Origin of the sequence: Streptomyces sp. Y7 (assembly GCF_043195415.1) — a bacterium.
In the GTDB taxonomy this organism is placed as follows: Bacteria; Actinomycetota; Actinomycetes; order Streptomycetales; family Streptomycetaceae; genus Streptomyces.
Window position 1 is genome coordinate 50227 of the sequence record NZ_JBIDDQ010000019.1, and the last position, 16811, is coordinate 67037.

Below are 16811 nucleotides of genomic sequence, written 5' to 3' on the forward strand. Positions count from 1 at the left end.
CGTTGCTAAGGGTGTTGTCCAGCACACCGCCGAACGGCCCGACCTGATCCCTGAACCAGGAGCGGGAGTATTCAGATCGTGCGCCGTGCATACGGTGTTCCGACGGATGTCGATGCGGCTGTGCCCTGAGAATCGCGCATCGACCCTCGGGGTCTACTTACTGGGCGACGGGAGCGGTGTACTCGCCGTAGCCGTACTCGGGGGCGGCGGCCTTGGGGGCGGCCTCCGGCGCGACCTGCGGAGCAGCCTCAGGCGCGGCCTGCGGGGCCACCTCAGGCGCGGCCTGGGGGGCAGCCTGCGGAGCGGCCTGCGGAGCAGCGGCAGCCTTGTCGTACGGGGCACCCCACGTGCCGACGGCGTTGGCCGTCGAAGTGGCGACCGCGGTGACGACCTGGTCGTGAGCGTCTTCCTCGCCGGCGAAGGCGCTACCGGCACCGACACCGAAGGAGGACAGCCCGGCGACCACGGCTGCTACGACTGCAACGCGCTGAAACCTGCGCATAGTTTGACCCTTTCTTCCCGGGGCGCGAGGCCCTGGCTTGACTACTTAATGTGAGCATATACACGCAAACCGCAGCAATTTGGGACCTCTGTCCGTTTCGTGTCGTGTCGGGCCATGACAAGGCATCGGTGCGCGCACCGATTTCCCTGAACGGAAAACGACGCATCCCCGCTGTCGGGTCACGGGCGTTGAGAGCCGGTCACCCATTTGCCGAGGAACGGGTCGCGGGGACGTGAAAACGGCGGATGGCCGGACCGGTTTCCCGGTCCGGCCATCCGCCGAAGGAGACGCTCAGCCCAACAGGCGTGCCAGCAACGGGCTGGCCTCGTCCCGGTCGTTGCTGTCGTTGGTGGCGGGGGGTGCCGCCACCGGAGCGGGGGTCTCGGCGTCGGCACAGGTGATGTGCGGGCCGATCCTCGTCTGCCCGTTGGACAGCAGGCCGGGGGTGGGCAGGGTCAAGGGCTGCGTCGGCTGGCAGTTCACCGTCCTGCGCAGGGTGAAGCCGTCGCCCTCGGGCGTCTGTCCCGTGACCTGCTGGGTGCAGATGATGTTGCCCCCGGGGTCCATGGTGCAGGCACCCGGGCCCGCGGCGTGGGCCTGGGTGGCGCCGAGACAGGTCATGGCGAGGCCGCCGAGAAGCCCCGAGACAGCCACGAACTTCTTGCCGTTGAACATGTGTTGCGTCTCCTTTGTGGGGTGTGCCCGAACGCCGTACACCGCGAACGGCCGCGCCGGGCCCTGGGGGTGTCGCAGAGACGAGCCCCGGCGCCCGACACATCCGGGACACTCGGGGCCGTTTCGCTTACGAAACGAAGGACTGACCTGAGGGCGACCGATCCGCGTCCGACCAACCGCACATCGCCGCACCGGAGTTCATCAGGGCCGCCGCGACCACGCACGGGCCGCTGGAGCGTGCTCGCGCTCCGGGCATCCGCGCATGAGCGGGCCCCTTCGGGGACGACCCCGAAGGGGCCCGCGGAAGGCGTCGCGCACGACTACGCCGCCGACCTCAGCCGGTGAAGGCGTTGTTGAACTGACCGCAGGTGGTGTCGAAGGTCTCGGAGAGGCCGAGCACGGCGACCGGGACGTCGGTCGCGGCAACCGTCTGCGGGCTGCACTCCTGGTACGGACGGTAAAGGTCCGACACCGACGGCGTGGCGTCGTAGGCGACACTCGTACCGGCACCGATGGCGGACAGGCCGCCGGCGGCAGCAGCGGCGATCATGACCTGGTGAAGCTTGCGCATGGAACCCTCGGATTTCATTACATGAACATTGAGGCTGATTGCCTACTGTGACGGAACGAACACTAGCAGTAGCGATCCGGGATCCTATTCCACACAAGCGCATGTCCCGTGTCCCCACGGGGACATGAAGCGATGGAATTCACCGACAAGGGTGCGGGAAAAGACGAACGGGGCGGTTGTCATCGACAACCGCCCCGCGGAATGAGCCCCCTGTCGGATTCGAACCGACGACCTGCTGTTTACAAGACAGCCGCTCTGGACCAGCTGAGCTAAGGAGGCATGCACGCGCTGTCACGCACGCGCCCGTGCAGTGTACCCACGTTCCGAGTGGCCCCTGTCGAAAATTTCCGCGAAGTTCACATGCCCCCAGGTACTGACAGACCAGGCGAACGCCAGGTACCGTCCAGAGCCAGTCCGCTCATGTGGACTACACCAACCACCTTCCTACAACGGATCGTCCGGCACGTTCCTGCCGGTAGAAGGGGGCCCATTCACCATGGCCACTGTCTCGTTCGACAAGGCGACCCGGATCTACCCGGGCACCGAGAAGCCCGCCGTCGACGGTCTGGAGATCGAGGTCGGGGACGGCGAGTTCCTCGTCCTCGTCGGTCCGTCCGGCTGCGGCAAGTCCACCTCGCTCCGCATGCTGGCGGGGCTCGAGGACGTCAACGCCGGCGCCATCCGCATCGGTGACCGCGACGTGACGCACCTGCCGCCCAAGGACCGGGACATCGCCATGGTGTTCCAGAACTACGCGCTGTACCCGCACATGTCCGTCGCCGACAACATGGGCTTCGCGCTCAAGATCGCCGGCGTCAACAAGGCGGAGATCCGCAAGAAGGTCGAAGAGGCCGCGAAGATCCTCGACCTCACCGACTACCTGGACCGCAAGCCGAAGGCCCTCTCCGGTGGTCAGCGCCAGCGTGTCGCCATGGGCCGCGCCATCGTGCGTGAGCCGCAGGTCTTCCTCATGGACGAGCCGCTGTCCAACCTGGACGCCAAGCTCCGCGTGTCGACCCGTACGCAGATCGCCTCGCTGCAGCGCCGTCTCGGCATCACCACCGTCTACGTCACCCACGACCAGGTCGAGGCCATGACGATGGGCGACCGCGTGGCGGTCCTCAAGGACGGTCTGCTCCAGCAGGTCGACACCCCGCGCAACATGTACGACCGCCCGGCCAACCTCTTCGTCGCCGGCTTCATCGGCTCCCCGGCCATGAACCTGGTCGAGGTCCCGATCACCGACGGCGGCGTGAAGTTCGGCAACTCGGTCGTGCCGGTGGACCGCGACGCGCTCTCCGCCGCCCCCGACAAGACCGTCACCGTGGGTGTGCGCCCCGAGCACTTCGACGTCGCCGGCTCCGACTCGGACCAGGGTCTCGCCGTCACCGTCAACGTCGTGGAGGAGCTGGGCGCCGACGCGTACGTCTACGGCACCGCCAAGGTGGGCGAGGACTCCAAGGACCTCGTGGTCCGCGTCAGCGGCCGTGACGTGCCGGAGAAGGGCAGCACGCTGCACATCGTCCCGCGGTCCGGTGAGACCCACGTGTTCTCCACCTCCACGGGTGAGCGGCTCTCCGACTGAGCGGTACAACACCGGGTAATTCACCCAGGTTGACGAAGAGGGCCCCGCAGAGCGCTGCGGGGCCTTCTTCGTTGTCGACAAATACCCCGGCATACCGGTCATTTCGAGCGCTGTGCGTCAACGTGCCACCCGAGTTTGAGGGCCTCTTCGTCCCTCGAACCGGTGACTAAATGTCGCCATATCAGTACCGAACGCTACCCTCACTCGCGTGAAGCACTCCACCACCCAACAGACACGACGCGGCCACCGGGGCCCCGCCCGCCAGCTCGGCCGCACCATCGCCTTCGTCCTGCCCGTCGTCCTGGTGCTCTCCGGGACCCTCGCGGTCACCCGGGTCAACTGGTCGGGGAACACCTCGGACTCGGTGCTCACCGCGACCGACGTCTCGAGCGCCGGTGCCGCGAAGAACACCGCGCCGCGCGCTCCTCAGGACGTGCTGCGCGACCAGTTGCTGACCGAGCTGCAGGAGAAGAACCCGAGCGTCGCGCTCACCCACCTCCAGCAGGCCGTCGACGACCGGCCGTCGCTCGCCCGGCACTGTGCCTCGATCGCCCGCGCGCTCGGCCGTGCGGCGGTTCGTGTGTACGGGCCGACTCGGGCGCAGTCCTATGCGCGGCCGGTGTGCGACACCGCGTTCGCCTCGGGTGTCGCCGCGGCGCACAGCTAGGTGGGAGCGAGCCGGGTGTGGGCGCCGGCGCCCACCTCGGGCTGCCTCTTGAGGAACACTCCGCTTCCGGACGGTGACGGCTGATCGAGGAATCGTTGCCGACGAATGCCGTGAGCGGGGCGCCGCGTACAGTTCGGGCATGACTGATCCGAACGCCGCGACCCGCCCCGTTCAAGCCGTTGTCCTGGCCGGGGGCCAGGGGTCGCGGCTGCGTCCGTACACCGACGATCGGCCCAAGCCGATGGTCGAGATCCCCGGTACGGGGACGCCGATCATCGGCCACCAGCTCGTGTGGCTGGCCGAGGAGGGTGTGACGGATGTGGTGATCAGTTGTGGGCATCTCGCCGAGGTGCTGCAGGACTGGCTGAAGTCTGCCGATCTTCCGGTGCGGGTCACGACTGTCGTCGAGACGGAGCCGCTCGGGCGGGGTGGCGGTCTGAAGTACGCGGCGGCGCGTCTGCCGCATCCGGAGAAGCCCTGGTACGCGACGAACGGTGACATCTGGACGCGGTTCTCGCTGCGGGACATGGCGGACTTCCATGCCGAGCGGGACGCCGTGGCGACGTTGGCGCTCGCGCGGCCTCGGCTGCCGTGGGGCGCGGTGCAGACGGACGGCTTCGGGCACATCACGGACTTCATCGAAGCGCCGCCGTCGACGTTCGAGATCAACGCGGGGGTGTACGTCTTCTCGCCTGCCTTCGCTTCTCTGCTGCCTGAGCGCGGCGACCATGAACGTACGACGTTTCCGCATCTTGCTCGGGAGAATCGCCTGGCTGGGTTCCCGATTCCGCAGGGTGCGTATTGGCGTGCCATCGATACGGCGAAGGACCTGACGGAGGCGGCCAAGGAGTTGGCGGCTCTGGGGCGCTGATGCCTGCGGCGGCCTGCGCGGGTGTGTGGGGGTTCGCGTAGCGCCTGGGGGTGGGTCGGGGCCGTGCCGCCGTGGGCGGGTGCGGGCGCGTAGGAGTACGCCGCGGCGTCCTCGCCATCCTGTGTTGTGGACGCGATCCCCTCGCCCATTCGCTACGCCCCTGCCGAGGCCGTCACTCACACCTGTCGGCGTTCCGCCCTCTGGGACGGCACCCTTGAACGCCTGCATGGCACAAGAAGCTGACCGGCGCCCCTGAACCAGTTGCCGGCGCCCACCGGTCCGACCGACGCAGTCAGAGGCCGGAGGCGCATCGCCATCCCGTCCCAGCAGACGGCGCCCCTCTCGCCCCCGGTCCGCATTGCCAGCCCGCTCCGCTTCACAGGGCAGGGTGCCACCATCCCGCCCACGCTCCCTCCAACCGACGGCGCCCTCGCCCGTTCTTTTCAGCCCGTCCGGCGTTTGAGGACGAGGCCCGTTCAGGGCCGATGCGGGGGTCTGGGGGCCGCAGGTCCCCAGGAGCCGGGGTCAGGGGTGGGGGAAGGCGATGGGCCCCGGCCGCTGGGTGCGGCCGGGGCCCGGGTGGGTGGGGGGTGGTCAGCCCAGGAGGCCGCCTACCAGGCCCGGTTCGTCTTCGGTGGAGCCGCCGCCCGACGAGGAGCCGCCGGAGGTGGGGCCACCGGAGGTGGGGCCGGTGCTGGTGCTGGGGGCCTCGTCGGCGGGGGCCGACTGCTGGGGCGGGGCCTGGCCCGCGGTGCCCTGCGTCTGGCTGGGCGTACCGGCACCCGTCGTACCCGTGTCGCTGGTCGCGCCCGGCGTGGTCGCCGCGCCGGACGGGGTGGCCGCACCCGATGTCGCGCCCTGGGTGGGCGAGTTGGAGGCCGACGGCGACTTGTCGTGCTGCCGGTCGGACTCCTCGGGCAGGGGCGAGCCCGGCAGTTCGTTGCGCGGGGCCTCGCCGGGGCCGGGGACCACGACGCGGTCGGCGTCGCGGACCGCGCCACCGAGCAGGGAGCCGATCAGGAGGGTGAGGCCGGTGACGATCGCCGTGATCAGGGCGCCGCGGCGCAGGACGTAGCGGCGCAGTTCCCAGAGGTCGGAGCGCGGGCCGAGGCGGCGCCAGGCCATGCCGGCCAGACGGCCGTCGATCGAGTAGACGGGGGCGCCGGCGATGATCAGCGGCGACCAGGCGGCGAGATAGATGATGTCGGGGGCGTCGTAGACCGGGACGTTCTTCCAGCTCACGGTGACCAGGAGCGCGGCGGACAGCAGGGCGCCGACCACCGCGGCCACGCGCTGCCAGCAGCCCAGGACCGTCAGCACGCCCACGATCACCTGGAAGAAGGCGATGACCAGGCCGGAGCCGACGGGGTGTTCGAGGGCGAACTGGCGGAGAGGCTCGGCCACTTCCCAGGGGTGGAGCGTGTTGAGCCATTTCACCATCGAGCCGCGCTTGCCACCGTCGAAGTAGACGGGGTCGCAGAGCTTGCCCATGCCGGCGTAGATGGAGATGAAGCCGAGGAAGACCCGGAGGGGGAGCAGGACGACGCCGAGGTTCATGCGGCGGCCGGGGTAGTACGCGTGCCGCGCGGGGTCGTCGGCGCCGGGTCGCCGGGGTGGTGCGTCGGCGTCGTCGTCCGGGCCGTCGGGGTCCTCGTCGACGAAGTCGTCCGCGGCGTACGCGAATTCCTCGTCGTAGGCGCTCTCGACCGTGCGCATGTGAGGCAGCAGCCGGGTCTCGAGGGACTCGTGCGTGCGCTGCGCGCCCACGATCGGGGTCTCGACGGTCTGCGCCATCTCGTCCTCGTAGCCGCCGTCGTAACCGACGTCGACGCGCGGGATGACCTGGGTGCCGCCACCGGCGGGAACCGCTTCGTCGCCGTGGCGGACGCTGCCGTCCCGCACGGCCTGGAGCAGCCGGTGGGCGCCGGTGTCGTCGGGCGCGGACGTGCCGTTCCAGACGGCGACCCGGCGGCGGGCGCCGGGGGCCGCCCCCGCTCTGCCGGCCGCGTTGACGAGCGGCATGAGGGAGGTGTCCTCGGTGGCGCTCAAGTGCCGTGCGATCCGCGGAGATTTGGTGCGCCGGGCAGACGAACCCAGCAGCACGCGGAAGCTCGCGTGATTGACGATGATCTGCGCCGGATCGCTCGGCACCTTCACCATGCTCAGCGCGGGAGCGTCGTCGTATCCCGACGAGCGGTCCCCCGTGGGTGTGCGGGGTGTTCTGGTGTCCACACTCAACTAACCGAGTGACGTGTGGTTAGGACACTGCTTTGACCGGTCCGATCTGTCCGGACCCCGTCAAAGATGCGCAGGTCGCACCACTGTCACCAGAATTAACCCGCACGGGTGACGCCACGGATGTCTGTTCAGACGCGTCGGCGGGCCGCCTCGTAGAGGACGATGCCCGCCGCCACACCGGCGTTGAGCGACTCGGCGCCGCCCGGCATCGGGATGCGCACGCGGAAGTCGCACGTCTCGCCGACCAGGCGGGACAGGCCCTTGCCCTCGCTGCCGACCACGATGACGACCGGGCCGTGGAGCGCCTCCAGCTCGCCGAGCTCGGCCTCGCCGTCGGCCGCCAGACCGACGACCACGATGCCCGCCTTCTTGTACGCCTCCAGCGTGCGGGTCAGGTTCGTGGCGCGGGCAACCGGCGTACGGGCCGCCGTGCCGGCGGACGTCTTCCAGGCGCCGGCCGTCATGCCCGCCGCGCGGCGCTCGGGTACGACGACCCCGTGGCCGCCGAAGGCCGAGACCGAGCGGACGACCGCACCCAGGTTGCGCGGGTCCGTCACGCCGTCGAGGGCAACGATGAGCGGGTCCTCGCCGTCGTCGTAGGCGGCACTGGCGAGGTCCTCGGGGTGGGCGTACTCGTACGGCGGGACCTGCAGGACGAGCCCCTGGTGGTTGAGGCCGTTCGTCATGCGGTCCAGCTCGGGGCGCGGGGCCTCCATGAGGTTGATGCCACCGCGCTCGGCGGCGAGCTGGAGGGCCTCGCGGACGCGCTCGTCGTTGTCGATGAACTGCTGGACGTAGAGCGTGGAGGCCGGGACGCCCTCACGCAGCGCCTCGACGACCGGGTTACGGCCGACAACCATCTCGGACGTGCCCTTGCCGCCACGGCCGCGCGGCGCGGGGCGGCGCGCGGCCTGCTTCGCCTTGGCGGTCGCGATGCGGTTCTTCTTGTGCTTCTTGCGCATCTCGGCGGGCGGCGTCGGGCCCTTGCCCTCGAGACCCTTGCGCCGCTGGCCGCCACTGCCGACCTGCGCGCCCTTCTTGCCGGACATGCGGCGGTTGTTCGCGGCCATGACCTACCTGTCTGTCGTGGGTGTGTCGTACGTATGTCTATGAAGTGTGCCGCCCGGGGGGCCGGGCGGCACAATCGATCTTCCTCGGGCCGGGGCCGGTCAGCGCGGGCCCAGGCTCCAGCGGGGTCCGTCGGGGCCGTCCTCGATGGCCAGACCGGACTGCTTGAGCTGGTCGCGGATGGCGTCCGCGGTCGTCCAGTCCTTGCGGGCCCGGGCGGCCTCCCGCTGGTCGAGGACCAGACGTACGAGGCTGTCGACCACGCCGTGCAGATCCTCGCCCCGGTCGGTCTCGCCCGCCCAGTGCGCGTCCAGCGGGTCCAGGCCGAGGACGCCGAGCATGGCGCGGACCTCGGCGAGGCGGGCCACCGCGGCTTCCTTGTCGTCGGCCGCCAGCGCGCTGTTGCCCTGGCGGACCGTGGTGTGGATGACGGCGAGGGCCTGCGGGACACCGAGGTCGTCGTCCATGGCCTCGACGAAGGCGGGCGGCAGCTCGGCGGACGGCTCGACGGCGCCGGCCTTCTCGACCACGCGCTGCACGAAGCCCTCGATCCGCGCGAACGCCGACTCGGCCTCGCGCAGGGCCTCCTCGCTGTACTCGATGGTCGAGCGGTAGTGCGGGGTGCCCAGGTAGTAGCGCAGCACGATCGGGCGCCAGGTCTTGACCATCTCGGAGACCAGCACGCTGTTGCCGAGCGACTTCGACATCTTCTCGCCGCTCATGGTGACCCAGGCGTTGTGCACCCAGTACTGCGCGAAGTCGTCACCGAAGGCCTTGGCCTGGGCGATCTCGTTCTCGTGGTGCGGGAAGATCAGATCCAGGCCGCCGCCGTGGATGTCGAAGGCGCTGCCCAGGTACTTGTGCGCCATGGCCGAGCACTCCAGGTGCCAGCCCGGGCGCCCGCGGCCCCACGGGGTCTCCCAGTCGGGCTCTCCGGGCTTCGTCGCCTTCCACATGGCGAAGTCCCGGGCGTCGCGCTTGCCGGCGACGCCCTCGTCGGGCTGGCGCAGGTCGTCGATGTCCTGCCGGGACAGCTCCAGGTACGACGGCCAGGAACGCACGTCGAAGTAGACGCTGCCGTCGGCCTCGTACGCGTGCCCGCGCTCGATGAGCGTGCGCATCATCTCGACCATCTCGGGGACATGGCCGGTGGCGCGGGGCTCGTAGGTGGGCGGCAGGCAGCCGAGCGCGCTGTAACCGTCGTTGAAGGCGCGCTCGTTGTCGTAGCCGATGGACCACCAGGGGCGGCCCTGGTCGGCCGCCTTGTTGATGATCTTGTCGTCGATGTCGGTGACGTTGCGGATGAACGTGACGTCGTAGCCGCGGTACTCGAACCAGCGGCGCATGATGTCGAAGTTCAGTCCGGAGCGGATGTGCCCGATGTGGGGTGCTGCCTGCACGGTGGCACCACAGAGGTAGATCGAGACGCAACCCGGCTTGAGCGGGGTGAAGTCACGGATCTGCCGGGCGCTGGTGTCGTACAGGCGAATAGTCACGGGTCCAGGGTAGTCGGCCCTGCCCGGTGCCTCGGACGGTTGTGGACAACAGTCAGATCGCGGTCCGCACCACGAGCGCGGTCGCCACGGCCATCAGCCCTTCACCCCTGCCGGGGAACCCCAGTCCGTCGGTCGTCGCTCCCGACACCGACACCGGCGCGCCGGCGGCCTCCGAGAGGATCTTCTGCGCCTCGTCCCGCCGTTTGCCGATCTTCGGGCGGGGGCCGACCACCTGGACGGCGACGTTGCCGATGCGGAAGCCCGCCTCGCGCACGATCCGGGCGGCCTCGGTGAGGAGTACGACGCCGGAGGCGCCCGACCACTCGGGGCGCCCGGTGCCGAAGTGCTGTCCCAGGTCGCCCAGGCCGGCCGCGGAGAACAGCGCGTTGCACGCTGCGTGCGCGACGACGTCCGCGTCGGAGTGCCCGGCGAGCCCGGGGCCCTCGCCCTCCCACTTCAGGCCCGCGCACCACAGCTCGCGGCCCTCCTCGAAGGCGTGGATGTCGGTGCCGATGCCGACCTGGGGCAGCGGCGGCAGCTCCTCAGAAGCCATCGTTCAGCCTCCGGCGCGCCAGGACCGCCTCGGCCAGGACCAGGTCCAGCGGCCGCGTGACCTTGAAGGCCTCCTCGTGGCCGGGGACCACGACGACGGTCAGGCCGAGCTGCTCGACCATGCTGGCGTCGTCGGTGACGTCGTCCGTCACCGTCTCGTGCGCGCGGACCAGCGTGGCGCGGTCGAAGCCCTGCGGGGTCTGCACGGCACGCAGGCGTGCGCGTTGCGGAGTGGCCACGACCGGTTCGGGCGCGCCGGGCGTCGGCGCGGGCTCGACCTCCTTGACCGTGTCCGCGAGCGGCAGGGCCGGCACCACGGCCGGCGCTCCGTCGCGTACGGCCTCGATGACCGCGTCCACCGTGTCCACCGGGACCAGCGGACGCGCCGCGTCGTGCACCAGCACGATGTCGAAGTCCGGCGGCAGCGCGTCCAGGCCGAGCCGGACGGACTCCTGGCGGGACTCGCCGCCGGGGACCACCAGGAAGTCGGTGCGCTCGGGCAGCGCGTGGGCGTCGAGCATGCTCTTGACCTCGGGCGCGCCGTCGGGCGGTGCGACGACGACCACCAGGGAGACGGCACGCGACGCGGCCATCGCACGGACCGCGTGGATGAGCATGGGCGTGCCGTTCAGCGCACGAAGTGCCTTGGGGGCGCCCGGACCGAGGCGTACGCCCCTTCCTGCGGCCGGAATCACCACGGCCGTACGGGCTCCGCTGCGGGCTTCCGAGGGCGAAGGGAGCGAATCGTCAGACATCGGTTCCTGTCAGGTTTGTGTGCTCGGCCTAGTTGGGTATGGCCACAGCGTGCCGCCGGGCGCGACGCCTTGACCGGACCCTTCCGTGACAGTCGGTCGAGCCTGCCGTCCGGACCCGGCACATCAAGTATCGGGGGCACCCCCGAGACAGAGCGCGCCGGGCGGGTCGAACAGCGCCCGAGAGCGAACATGCCGCAGCGCCCGGCGACAGCAATTGCGTCATCGGGCACCGCGGCACTTTTAAAAGCCACACAGCACTGGGCTGAATGAACTGAGGCGGATGGACCGCGTCAGGATGCGAGAACCTCGTCGAGCAGGGCCTCGGCCTTGTCCTCGTTGGTGTTCTCCGCGAGGGCAAGCTCGCTCACCAGAATCTGGCGGGCCTTGGCGAGCATGCGCTTCTCACCGGCGGAGAGTCCGCGCTCGCGCTCACGACGCCACAGGTCACGTACGACTTCCGCGACCTTGATGACATCGCCGGAGGCGAGCTTCTCCAGATTTGCCTTGTAACGACGCGACCAGTTCGTGGGCTCCTCGGCGTACGGCGCGCGCAGCACCTCGAAGACCCGGTCCAGCCCGTCCTGACCGACCACATCACGCACGCCGACGAACTCCGCATTGTCCGCTGGCACACGTACCGTCAGGTCACCCTGGGCGACCTTCAGCACCAAGTAGGTCTTGTCCACGCCTTTGATCTGGCGAGTTTCGATAGCCTCGATCAGCGCGGCCCCGTGATGGGGATAGACCACGGTGTCGCCAACCTTGAACGTCATGTGACAGGTACCCCTTCCGTGGCTATCCAGGGTAACACGGAAACGGCGGGTTCTGAATGGCGTTTTCGCAGGTCAGGGCATATCTCGGGGCTTGACAACTCCAACAGGAACGTGCTGCGCGGGCCGACCGGAAGAAGGTATTCGCAGGTGGGAGCGGCTCTGCGGACACACAGAAACGCGCACGTTACACACATCCGGCGGCGCCTCCGAGTGGCCGAACGTACACATATGTCCGGTTCCAAGTGTGCGACTTCCGCTACTCCGTTCGGCGTCCCGAGTCGGGTCCCGGCCGATTCCCGGAATTGATCACCGCCAGGTCGGAGGACATGCCCGGTGATCAATTCCGGGAGGGTCGCGCATTCCTTCACGGAAATTTTGCGCGGCCGCTCGCAAGGGGCTTATGTGAATGACGGACGAGCGACCGGGCAATGTGACACCCGGGTCACTTGTGGGTGAAGAGACGGGGGTGGAAGAGGGACTTCGGCGGCACTTGGACCCCTGAGGGGAGGGTCGGGTGCGGTCGCGCGGGAACGGCTCGGTAACCTAAGGCCGCTGACAGACACTTAGGGCGGCTTTACGCGCCCCCCGTTCGAGTCAAGGAGTTGCCGCCGCCGTGAGCAGCAGCCTTCGACGCGGCGCACTCGCTGCCGCCGCCCTCGCGTTCTCGATCACCTCGCTCGCCGCGTGCGCCGCCGGCAACAACGCCCAGACGCTGGAGATCAAGCCGGACAACGCGGCCACCAGCGTCGGCGACATCAAGATCCAGAACGCCCTCGTCATCACCCAGCCCGACCTGGAGTCGACCGGACCGGCCGCGATCTCCGCGACCCTGTTCAACTCCGGTGACAAGGCCCAGACGCTGGACGCGATCAAGGTGGACGGAGCCGGCAAGAGCGCCGAGCTCAAGGCCGCCAAGGGGGGCAGCCTGACCATCCCGGCCGGCGGCTCGCTGATCCTCGGCGGCAAGGACAACGCCTCGGCGGTGCTGCAGAGCAGCCGGGAGGCCGTCAAGGACGGCGACGCGCAGAAGATCACCTTCACCTTCAGCGAGACCGGTGACGTGAGCCTGCGTGCGTTCGTCGTGCCCGCCGAGCACTACTTCGAGGGCTGGGGTCCCAGCGAGGTCCCGGCCGCGCCGGAGACGACTGCCACGCCGACGGGGACCCCGGCCGACGAGAGCGGGGCCACGCCGACCGGCGGCGCCTCCGCGACCTCGGGCGAGACGGCGGGCGCCGGTGCCGGTACCGGTACCGAGGACGGCGCGACGACCGGTACGCCGACGGCGACCGACGCGGCCTCGCAGTCGGCCGCCGGTCACTGACCGATCCAGGGCGCCTTCGGGCCGGTCACCGACCGGTCCGTGGGACCTTCAGGTCGGTCACCGACCGGTCCGCGGCGCCTTCAGGTGGGTCACCGACCGGTCCGCGGCGCCTTCAGGTCAGTCGCCGACCGACCCAGAGCCTCTTCAGGTCGGTCACGGACCGATTCGCGGCGTCTTCACCGCCGTAGAGACGGCGTCCACAGCTGTGGAAAAGGGCGGGGCCCCGGAAATCCGGGGCCCCGCCCTTCGTCTTATCTTCTCCCCGCGGTTTACGGCTCGAACTTGTAGCCGAGGCCGCGGACCGTGACCAGGTAGCGCGGCGCGCCCGGGTCCGGCTCGATCTTCGCGCGCAGGCGCTTGACGTGGACGTCGAGGGTCTTGGTGTCACCGACGTAGTCGGCACCCCAGACCCGGTCGATGAGCTGCATACGGGTCAGGACGCGGCCCGCGTTGCGCAGCAGCATCTCCAGGAGGTCGAACTCCTTGAGCGGGAGGTCGACCTTGGAGCCGGACACCGTGACGACGTGACGGTCCACGTCCATCCGGACCGGACCCGCCTCCAGGGCGGCCGGAGTCACCTCCTCCGGCTCGCCGCGGCGGCGCAGGACGGCCCGGATACGGGCGACCAGCTCGCGCGAGGAGAACGGCTTGGTGACGTAGTCATCGGCTCCTATTTCCAGGCCGACAACCTTGTCGATCTCACTGTCCTTGGCGGTGACCATGATCACCGGAACGTTGGAGCGTCCACGCAGCTGACGGCAGACCTCGGTGCCCGGCAGGCCGGGCAGCATCAGGTCGAGGAGGACGAGGTCGGCGCCGTTGCGCTCGAACTCGTCGAGTCCGTCGGGCCCGGTGGTCGCGACGGCGACCTCGAAGCCCTCCTTGCGGAGCATGTACGACAGGGCGTCGGAGAAGGACTCCTCGTCCTCGACGACGAGCACACGGGTCACGGAAGGACCTCCGGGGCGGAAAGCGTTTCGTACGCGGGTGAGTCAGGGGAAGTGGGGGAATTCGATAGTGCGGGCTGCCCGGCCTCGTCGTCGAGATCGGGGTGCTGCTGAGCACGGTCGCGGGCCGCACCCGCCTCCGGCAGCCGCAGGGTGAAGGTGGAGCCCTGTCCCTCGGAGCTCCACACCGTGACCTCCCCGCCGTGCGAGGCGGCCACGTGCTTGACGATCGCGAGACCGAGGCCGGTGCCACCTGTGGCACGGGAACGGGCCGGGTCGACGCGGTAGAAGCGCTCGAAGATGCGCTCCTTGTCCTTGTCCGAGATGCCGATGCCCTGGTCGGTCACGGCGATCTCGATGTGATCCCCGCCCGGGGCGCTGAGCCGGCGTGCGGCGATACCGACGCGGGTGCGGGCGGGCGAGTAGTTGACGGCGTTCTCGACGAGGTTGCCGAGCGCCGCGGCCAGCTGGCCCCGGTTGCCCCAGATGCTGAGGTCCTCGGTGCCGCCCGCCCGTCGCCCGCCACCACCCTGATCGGGCCCTTCGGGCACCCCGACATTCGAGGCCATGGTGATCTGCTTCGTGCCGGCGGCGTGCCGGCAGCGGTCGATCGCCTCGGCGACGAGCTCGTCCACGCGGACGGGCTCGGCGTCCTCCAGCGGGTCGTCGTTCTGCACCCGGGAGAGGTCGATCAGCTCCTGCACGAGGTTGGTGAGCCTGGTCGCCTCGATCTGCATGCGACCGGCGAAGCGTTCCACCGCCTCCGGGTCGTCCGAGGCGTCCATGACCGCCTCGGAGAGCAGGGAGAGCGCGCCGACCGGCGTCTTCAGCTCATGGCTCACGTTGGCGACGAAGTCGCGCCGGACCGCCTCTATCCGCCGGGCCTCGGTGAGGTCCTCGACGAGGAGGAGGACGAGCCGGGAGCCCAGCGGTGCGACGCGGGCGGAGACGGCGAGGGCCTCGCCGCGGCCGGTGCCGCGCCGCGGCAGGTCCAGCTCGACCTGCCGTATCTCGCCGTCGCGCCGGGTGTCGCGGGCCATCTGGAGCATGGGTTCGACGGAGAGCTTGCCTCCGCGCACCAGACCGAGGGCGTACGCCGCCGAGCTGGCCTTGACGACGGCGTCCCCTTCGTCGAGGACGACCGCCGAGGAGCGCAGCACCGACAGGACCGTGTCCACGCCGGGTGGCAGGACCGGGTCGGTGTGCAGAGAGGTTCGAGTGGGTCGTTTCAGGTCGCGTTCGCTCCAGCGGAACGCCAGCATGGCGATGACACCGGTAAGAACCCCGGCGATCGCTGCCGCTGCGGCGACCGCCGCGTTCACGTCCATGCATCCAGGTTAGGCATGGCCGGGGCCGTGCCCACAGCCGTCGGAGTGCGAGCTCGAACACTCGTCGCCCAGAGTTCACCTTGGAGCCAGTGCTGGTTCATTTGGGGTGGCGGAAACGGACGCGTAGGGACCGGATCGTGGGGGCGTGGGGTTCACAAGGCCAGTTCAGCGCATGGATCAGACAGTCGGTTTAGCGTAGAGATCGCGAGATCGCACTGGCGGTTTCACGACAGTCCGACTGTCGTTTTCGCGACGGTCTTACTGTCGGAGGTCATGACGGTAAGACTGCCTGTCCGACGACAGGACCGGTGGTCGGACGGACACGGCCGGTGGTCGACGGGGTCGGCGCCGTGACGGCGGCGGGCCATGACGACCATGACGACCACGAGATACGACGACACATACGACGAGACACACCAACAGGACTGCCGGTCGGACGACAGTCTCCTGGCGCCCGGAACCCCCGAGGCATACGTAAGAGAGGGACCCTGATGCGGGACGCGTACCACGAGGAACTGGACTCGATCGGCGACAGCCTGGTGGAGATGGCCCGGCTGGTCGGGTCGGCGATCGGACGCGCCACGGCGGCGATCCTGGACTGCGACCTGAAGCTGGCCGAGAGCGTGATCGAGGGCGACCAGAAGGTCGACGATCTTCAGCACGACCTGGAGGGCCGGGCCATAGCCCTGCTGGCGCGCCAGCAGCCGGTGGCCACGGACCTGCGGATAGTGGTCACCTCGCTGCGCATGTCGGCGGACCTGGAGCGCTCGGGCGACCTGGCCCAGCACGTGGCGAAGCTCACGCGGCTGCGTTACCCGGAGCGCGCGATTCCGCAGGACCTGCACGCCACCATCCTGGAGATGGGCCAGCTCGCCCAGCGTCTGATGGCCAAGGCGGCCGAGGTGATCGTCACGAAGGACGTCGACCTCGCGCTGCAGCTGGAGCAGGACGACGACGCGATGGACCTCCTGCACCGCACGCTGTTCCAGCACCTGATGGACGAGCGCTGGAAGCACGGCATCGAGACGGCGGTCGACGTGACGCTGCTCGGCCGTTACTACGAGCGGTACGCCGACCACGCCGTGGCGGTGGCGAAGCGGGTGGTCTACCTGGTGACGGGTGAGCACGCGGACGAGCTCCAGCCGGACATCCAGCCCGACATCCAGCCGGTTTCGGGCGCGGAAGGGGCGTAAGCCCTCGGGCTCTTCGGGTGGGTTCTTGAGCCCTTGAGCCCTTGAGCCCTTGAGCCCTTGAGCCCTTGAGCTCCTGAGCTGCTGAGCTGCTGAGCTGCTGGGATTCCCGGCGCTCCTGAGGCTCCTGGGGCTACTCGCTGGAGTCCTGCTGTCTTCTTTCCTGGTCCCCCAGGTCCTTCGGGTCCTGGGGGATCTTGGTTTTCGGCGGGCGTGTGCGCTCGGGCGGGCAATCCGGTGTGCGCTCGGCGGGCGCTCCGGTGCGCGCTCGG

16 protein-coding genes and 1 tRNA gene are annotated in these 16811 nt (G+C 69.6%); 5 read left to right on the forward strand and 12 right to left on the reverse strand.

Annotation, left to right across the window (positions count from 1 at the left end):
- Nucleotides 1–157: 157 nt before the first annotated feature.
- From ACGFW6_RS32900 to ACGFW6_RS32915, 4 genes are all read right to left on the reverse strand, one after another.
- On the reverse strand, nt 158–502 hold the full coding sequence (locus ACGFW6_RS32900) for a hypothetical protein (protein WP_393518142.1): 345 nt from the start codon (nt 500–502) through the stop codon (nt 158–160).
- Between the two features lie 291 nt (nt 503–793).
- Nucleotides 794–1177, reverse strand: coding sequence for a hypothetical protein (locus ACGFW6_RS32905; RefSeq protein WP_393518145.1), 384 nt, complete (start codon nt 1175–1177; stop codon nt 794–796).
- A 334-nt stretch (nt 1178–1511) separates the two neighbouring features.
- Nucleotides 1512–1748 carry a hypothetical protein gene (locus ACGFW6_RS32910; protein WP_194044498.1) on the reverse strand — a complete coding sequence of 79 codons (237 nt, stop codon included), beginning with the start codon at nt 1746–1748 and terminating at the stop codon, nt 1512–1514.
- Nucleotides 1749–1952: 204 nt separating this feature from the next.
- A tRNA-Thr gene (locus tag ACGFW6_RS32915) sits at nt 1953–2027 on the reverse strand.
- Between the two features lie 217 nt (nt 2028–2244).
- On the opposite strand from ACGFW6_RS32915, the gene ACGFW6_RS32920 reads away from it, so the two are divergent.
- From ACGFW6_RS32920 to ACGFW6_RS32930, 3 genes are all read left to right on the forward strand, one after another.
- Nucleotides 2245–3333: an ABC transporter ATP-binding protein gene (locus ACGFW6_RS32920; RefSeq protein ID WP_393518149.1), complete on the forward strand. Its 1089-nt coding sequence runs from the start codon at nt 2245–2247 to the stop codon at nt 3331–3333.
- Between the two features lie 208 nt (nt 3334–3541).
- Nucleotides 3542–4000, forward strand: a complete 459-nt coding sequence (locus tag ACGFW6_RS32925; protein WP_393518152.1) for a hypothetical protein — start codon at nt 3542–3544, stop codon at nt 3998–4000.
- Between the two features lie 139 nt (nt 4001–4139).
- Complete coding sequence (locus ACGFW6_RS32930) at nt 4140–4871, forward strand: NDP-sugar synthase (protein WP_393518437.1); 732 nt, start codon at nt 4140–4142, stop codon at nt 4869–4871.
- Nucleotides 4872–5465: 594 nt separating this feature from the next.
- Here the strand turns inward: ACGFW6_RS32930 and ACGFW6_RS32935 are convergent.
- The 6 genes from ACGFW6_RS32935 to ACGFW6_RS32960 all read right to left on the reverse strand — a co-directional run bounded on the left by ACGFW6_RS32935 (nt 5466) and on the right by ACGFW6_RS32960 (nt 11753).
- Nucleotides 5466–7103, reverse strand: coding sequence for a DoxX family membrane protein (locus ACGFW6_RS32935; RefSeq protein ID WP_393518440.1), 1638 nt, complete (start codon nt 7101–7103; stop codon nt 5466–5468).
- Between the two features lie 134 nt (nt 7104–7237).
- Nucleotides 7238–8179 carry a 23S rRNA (guanosine(2251)-2'-O)-methyltransferase RlmB gene (rlmB, locus tag ACGFW6_RS32940; RefSeq protein WP_393518155.1) on the reverse strand — a complete coding sequence of 314 codons (942 nt, stop codon included), beginning with the start codon at nt 8177–8179 and terminating at the stop codon, nt 7238–7240.
- Nucleotides 8180–8278: 99 nt separating this feature from the next.
- On the reverse strand, nt 8279–9673 hold the full coding sequence (gene cysS / locus ACGFW6_RS32945; protein ID WP_393518158.1) for a cysteine--tRNA ligase: 1395 nt from the start codon (nt 9671–9673) through the stop codon (nt 8279–8281).
- Nucleotides 9674–9725: 52 nt separating this feature from the next.
- Entirely contained in the window at nt 9726–10226 is a 501-nt protein-coding gene (gene ispF, locus ACGFW6_RS32950) for a 2-C-methyl-D-erythritol 2,4-cyclodiphosphate synthase (RefSeq protein ID WP_393518161.1), read from the reverse strand.
- Nucleotides 10216–10980, reverse strand: coding sequence for a 2-C-methyl-D-erythritol 4-phosphate cytidylyltransferase (gene ispD, locus ACGFW6_RS32955; protein ID WP_393518164.1), 765 nt, complete (start codon nt 10978–10980; stop codon nt 10216–10218). The genes ispF and ispD overlap by 11 nt, the downstream gene beginning before the upstream one ends.
- A 290-nt stretch (nt 10981–11270) precedes the next feature.
- Nucleotides 11271–11753 (reverse strand): CarD family transcriptional regulator, encoded by a 483-nt coding sequence (locus ACGFW6_RS32960; protein ID WP_003953493.1) that lies wholly within the window; start codon nt 11751–11753, stop codon nt 11271–11273.
- A 613-nt stretch (nt 11754–12366) separates the two neighbouring features.
- On the opposite strand from ACGFW6_RS32960, the gene ACGFW6_RS32965 reads away from it, so the two are divergent.
- Complete coding sequence (locus ACGFW6_RS32965) at nt 12367–13074, forward strand: DUF461 domain-containing protein (RefSeq protein ID WP_393518167.1); 708 nt, start codon at nt 12367–12369, stop codon at nt 13072–13074.
- 269 nt (nt 13075–13343) lie between these two features.
- Here ACGFW6_RS32965 and ACGFW6_RS32970 read toward each other — a convergent pair whose 3' ends face one another.
- Complete coding sequence (locus tag ACGFW6_RS32970) at nt 13344–14024, reverse strand: response regulator transcription factor (protein ID WP_015659563.1); 681 nt, start codon at nt 14022–14024, stop codon at nt 13344–13346.
- The gene (locus tag ACGFW6_RS32975) at nt 14021–15349 is read right to left on the reverse strand and encodes a sensor histidine kinase (RefSeq protein WP_393518170.1); all 1329 of its coding nucleotides are present in this window, start codon (nt 15347–15349) and stop codon (nt 14021–14023) included. Before ACGFW6_RS32975 ends, ACGFW6_RS32970 begins: the two co-directional genes overlap by 4 nt.
- A 491-nt stretch (nt 15350–15840) precedes the next feature.
- Between ACGFW6_RS32975 and phoU the strand changes: the two genes are divergently transcribed.
- Nucleotides 15841–16542: a phosphate signaling complex protein PhoU gene (gene phoU, locus ACGFW6_RS32980; RefSeq protein WP_393518173.1), complete on the forward strand. Its 702-nt coding sequence runs from the start codon at nt 15841–15843 to the stop codon at nt 16540–16542.
- The last annotated feature ends 269 nt before the right edge of the window (nt 16543–16811 follow it).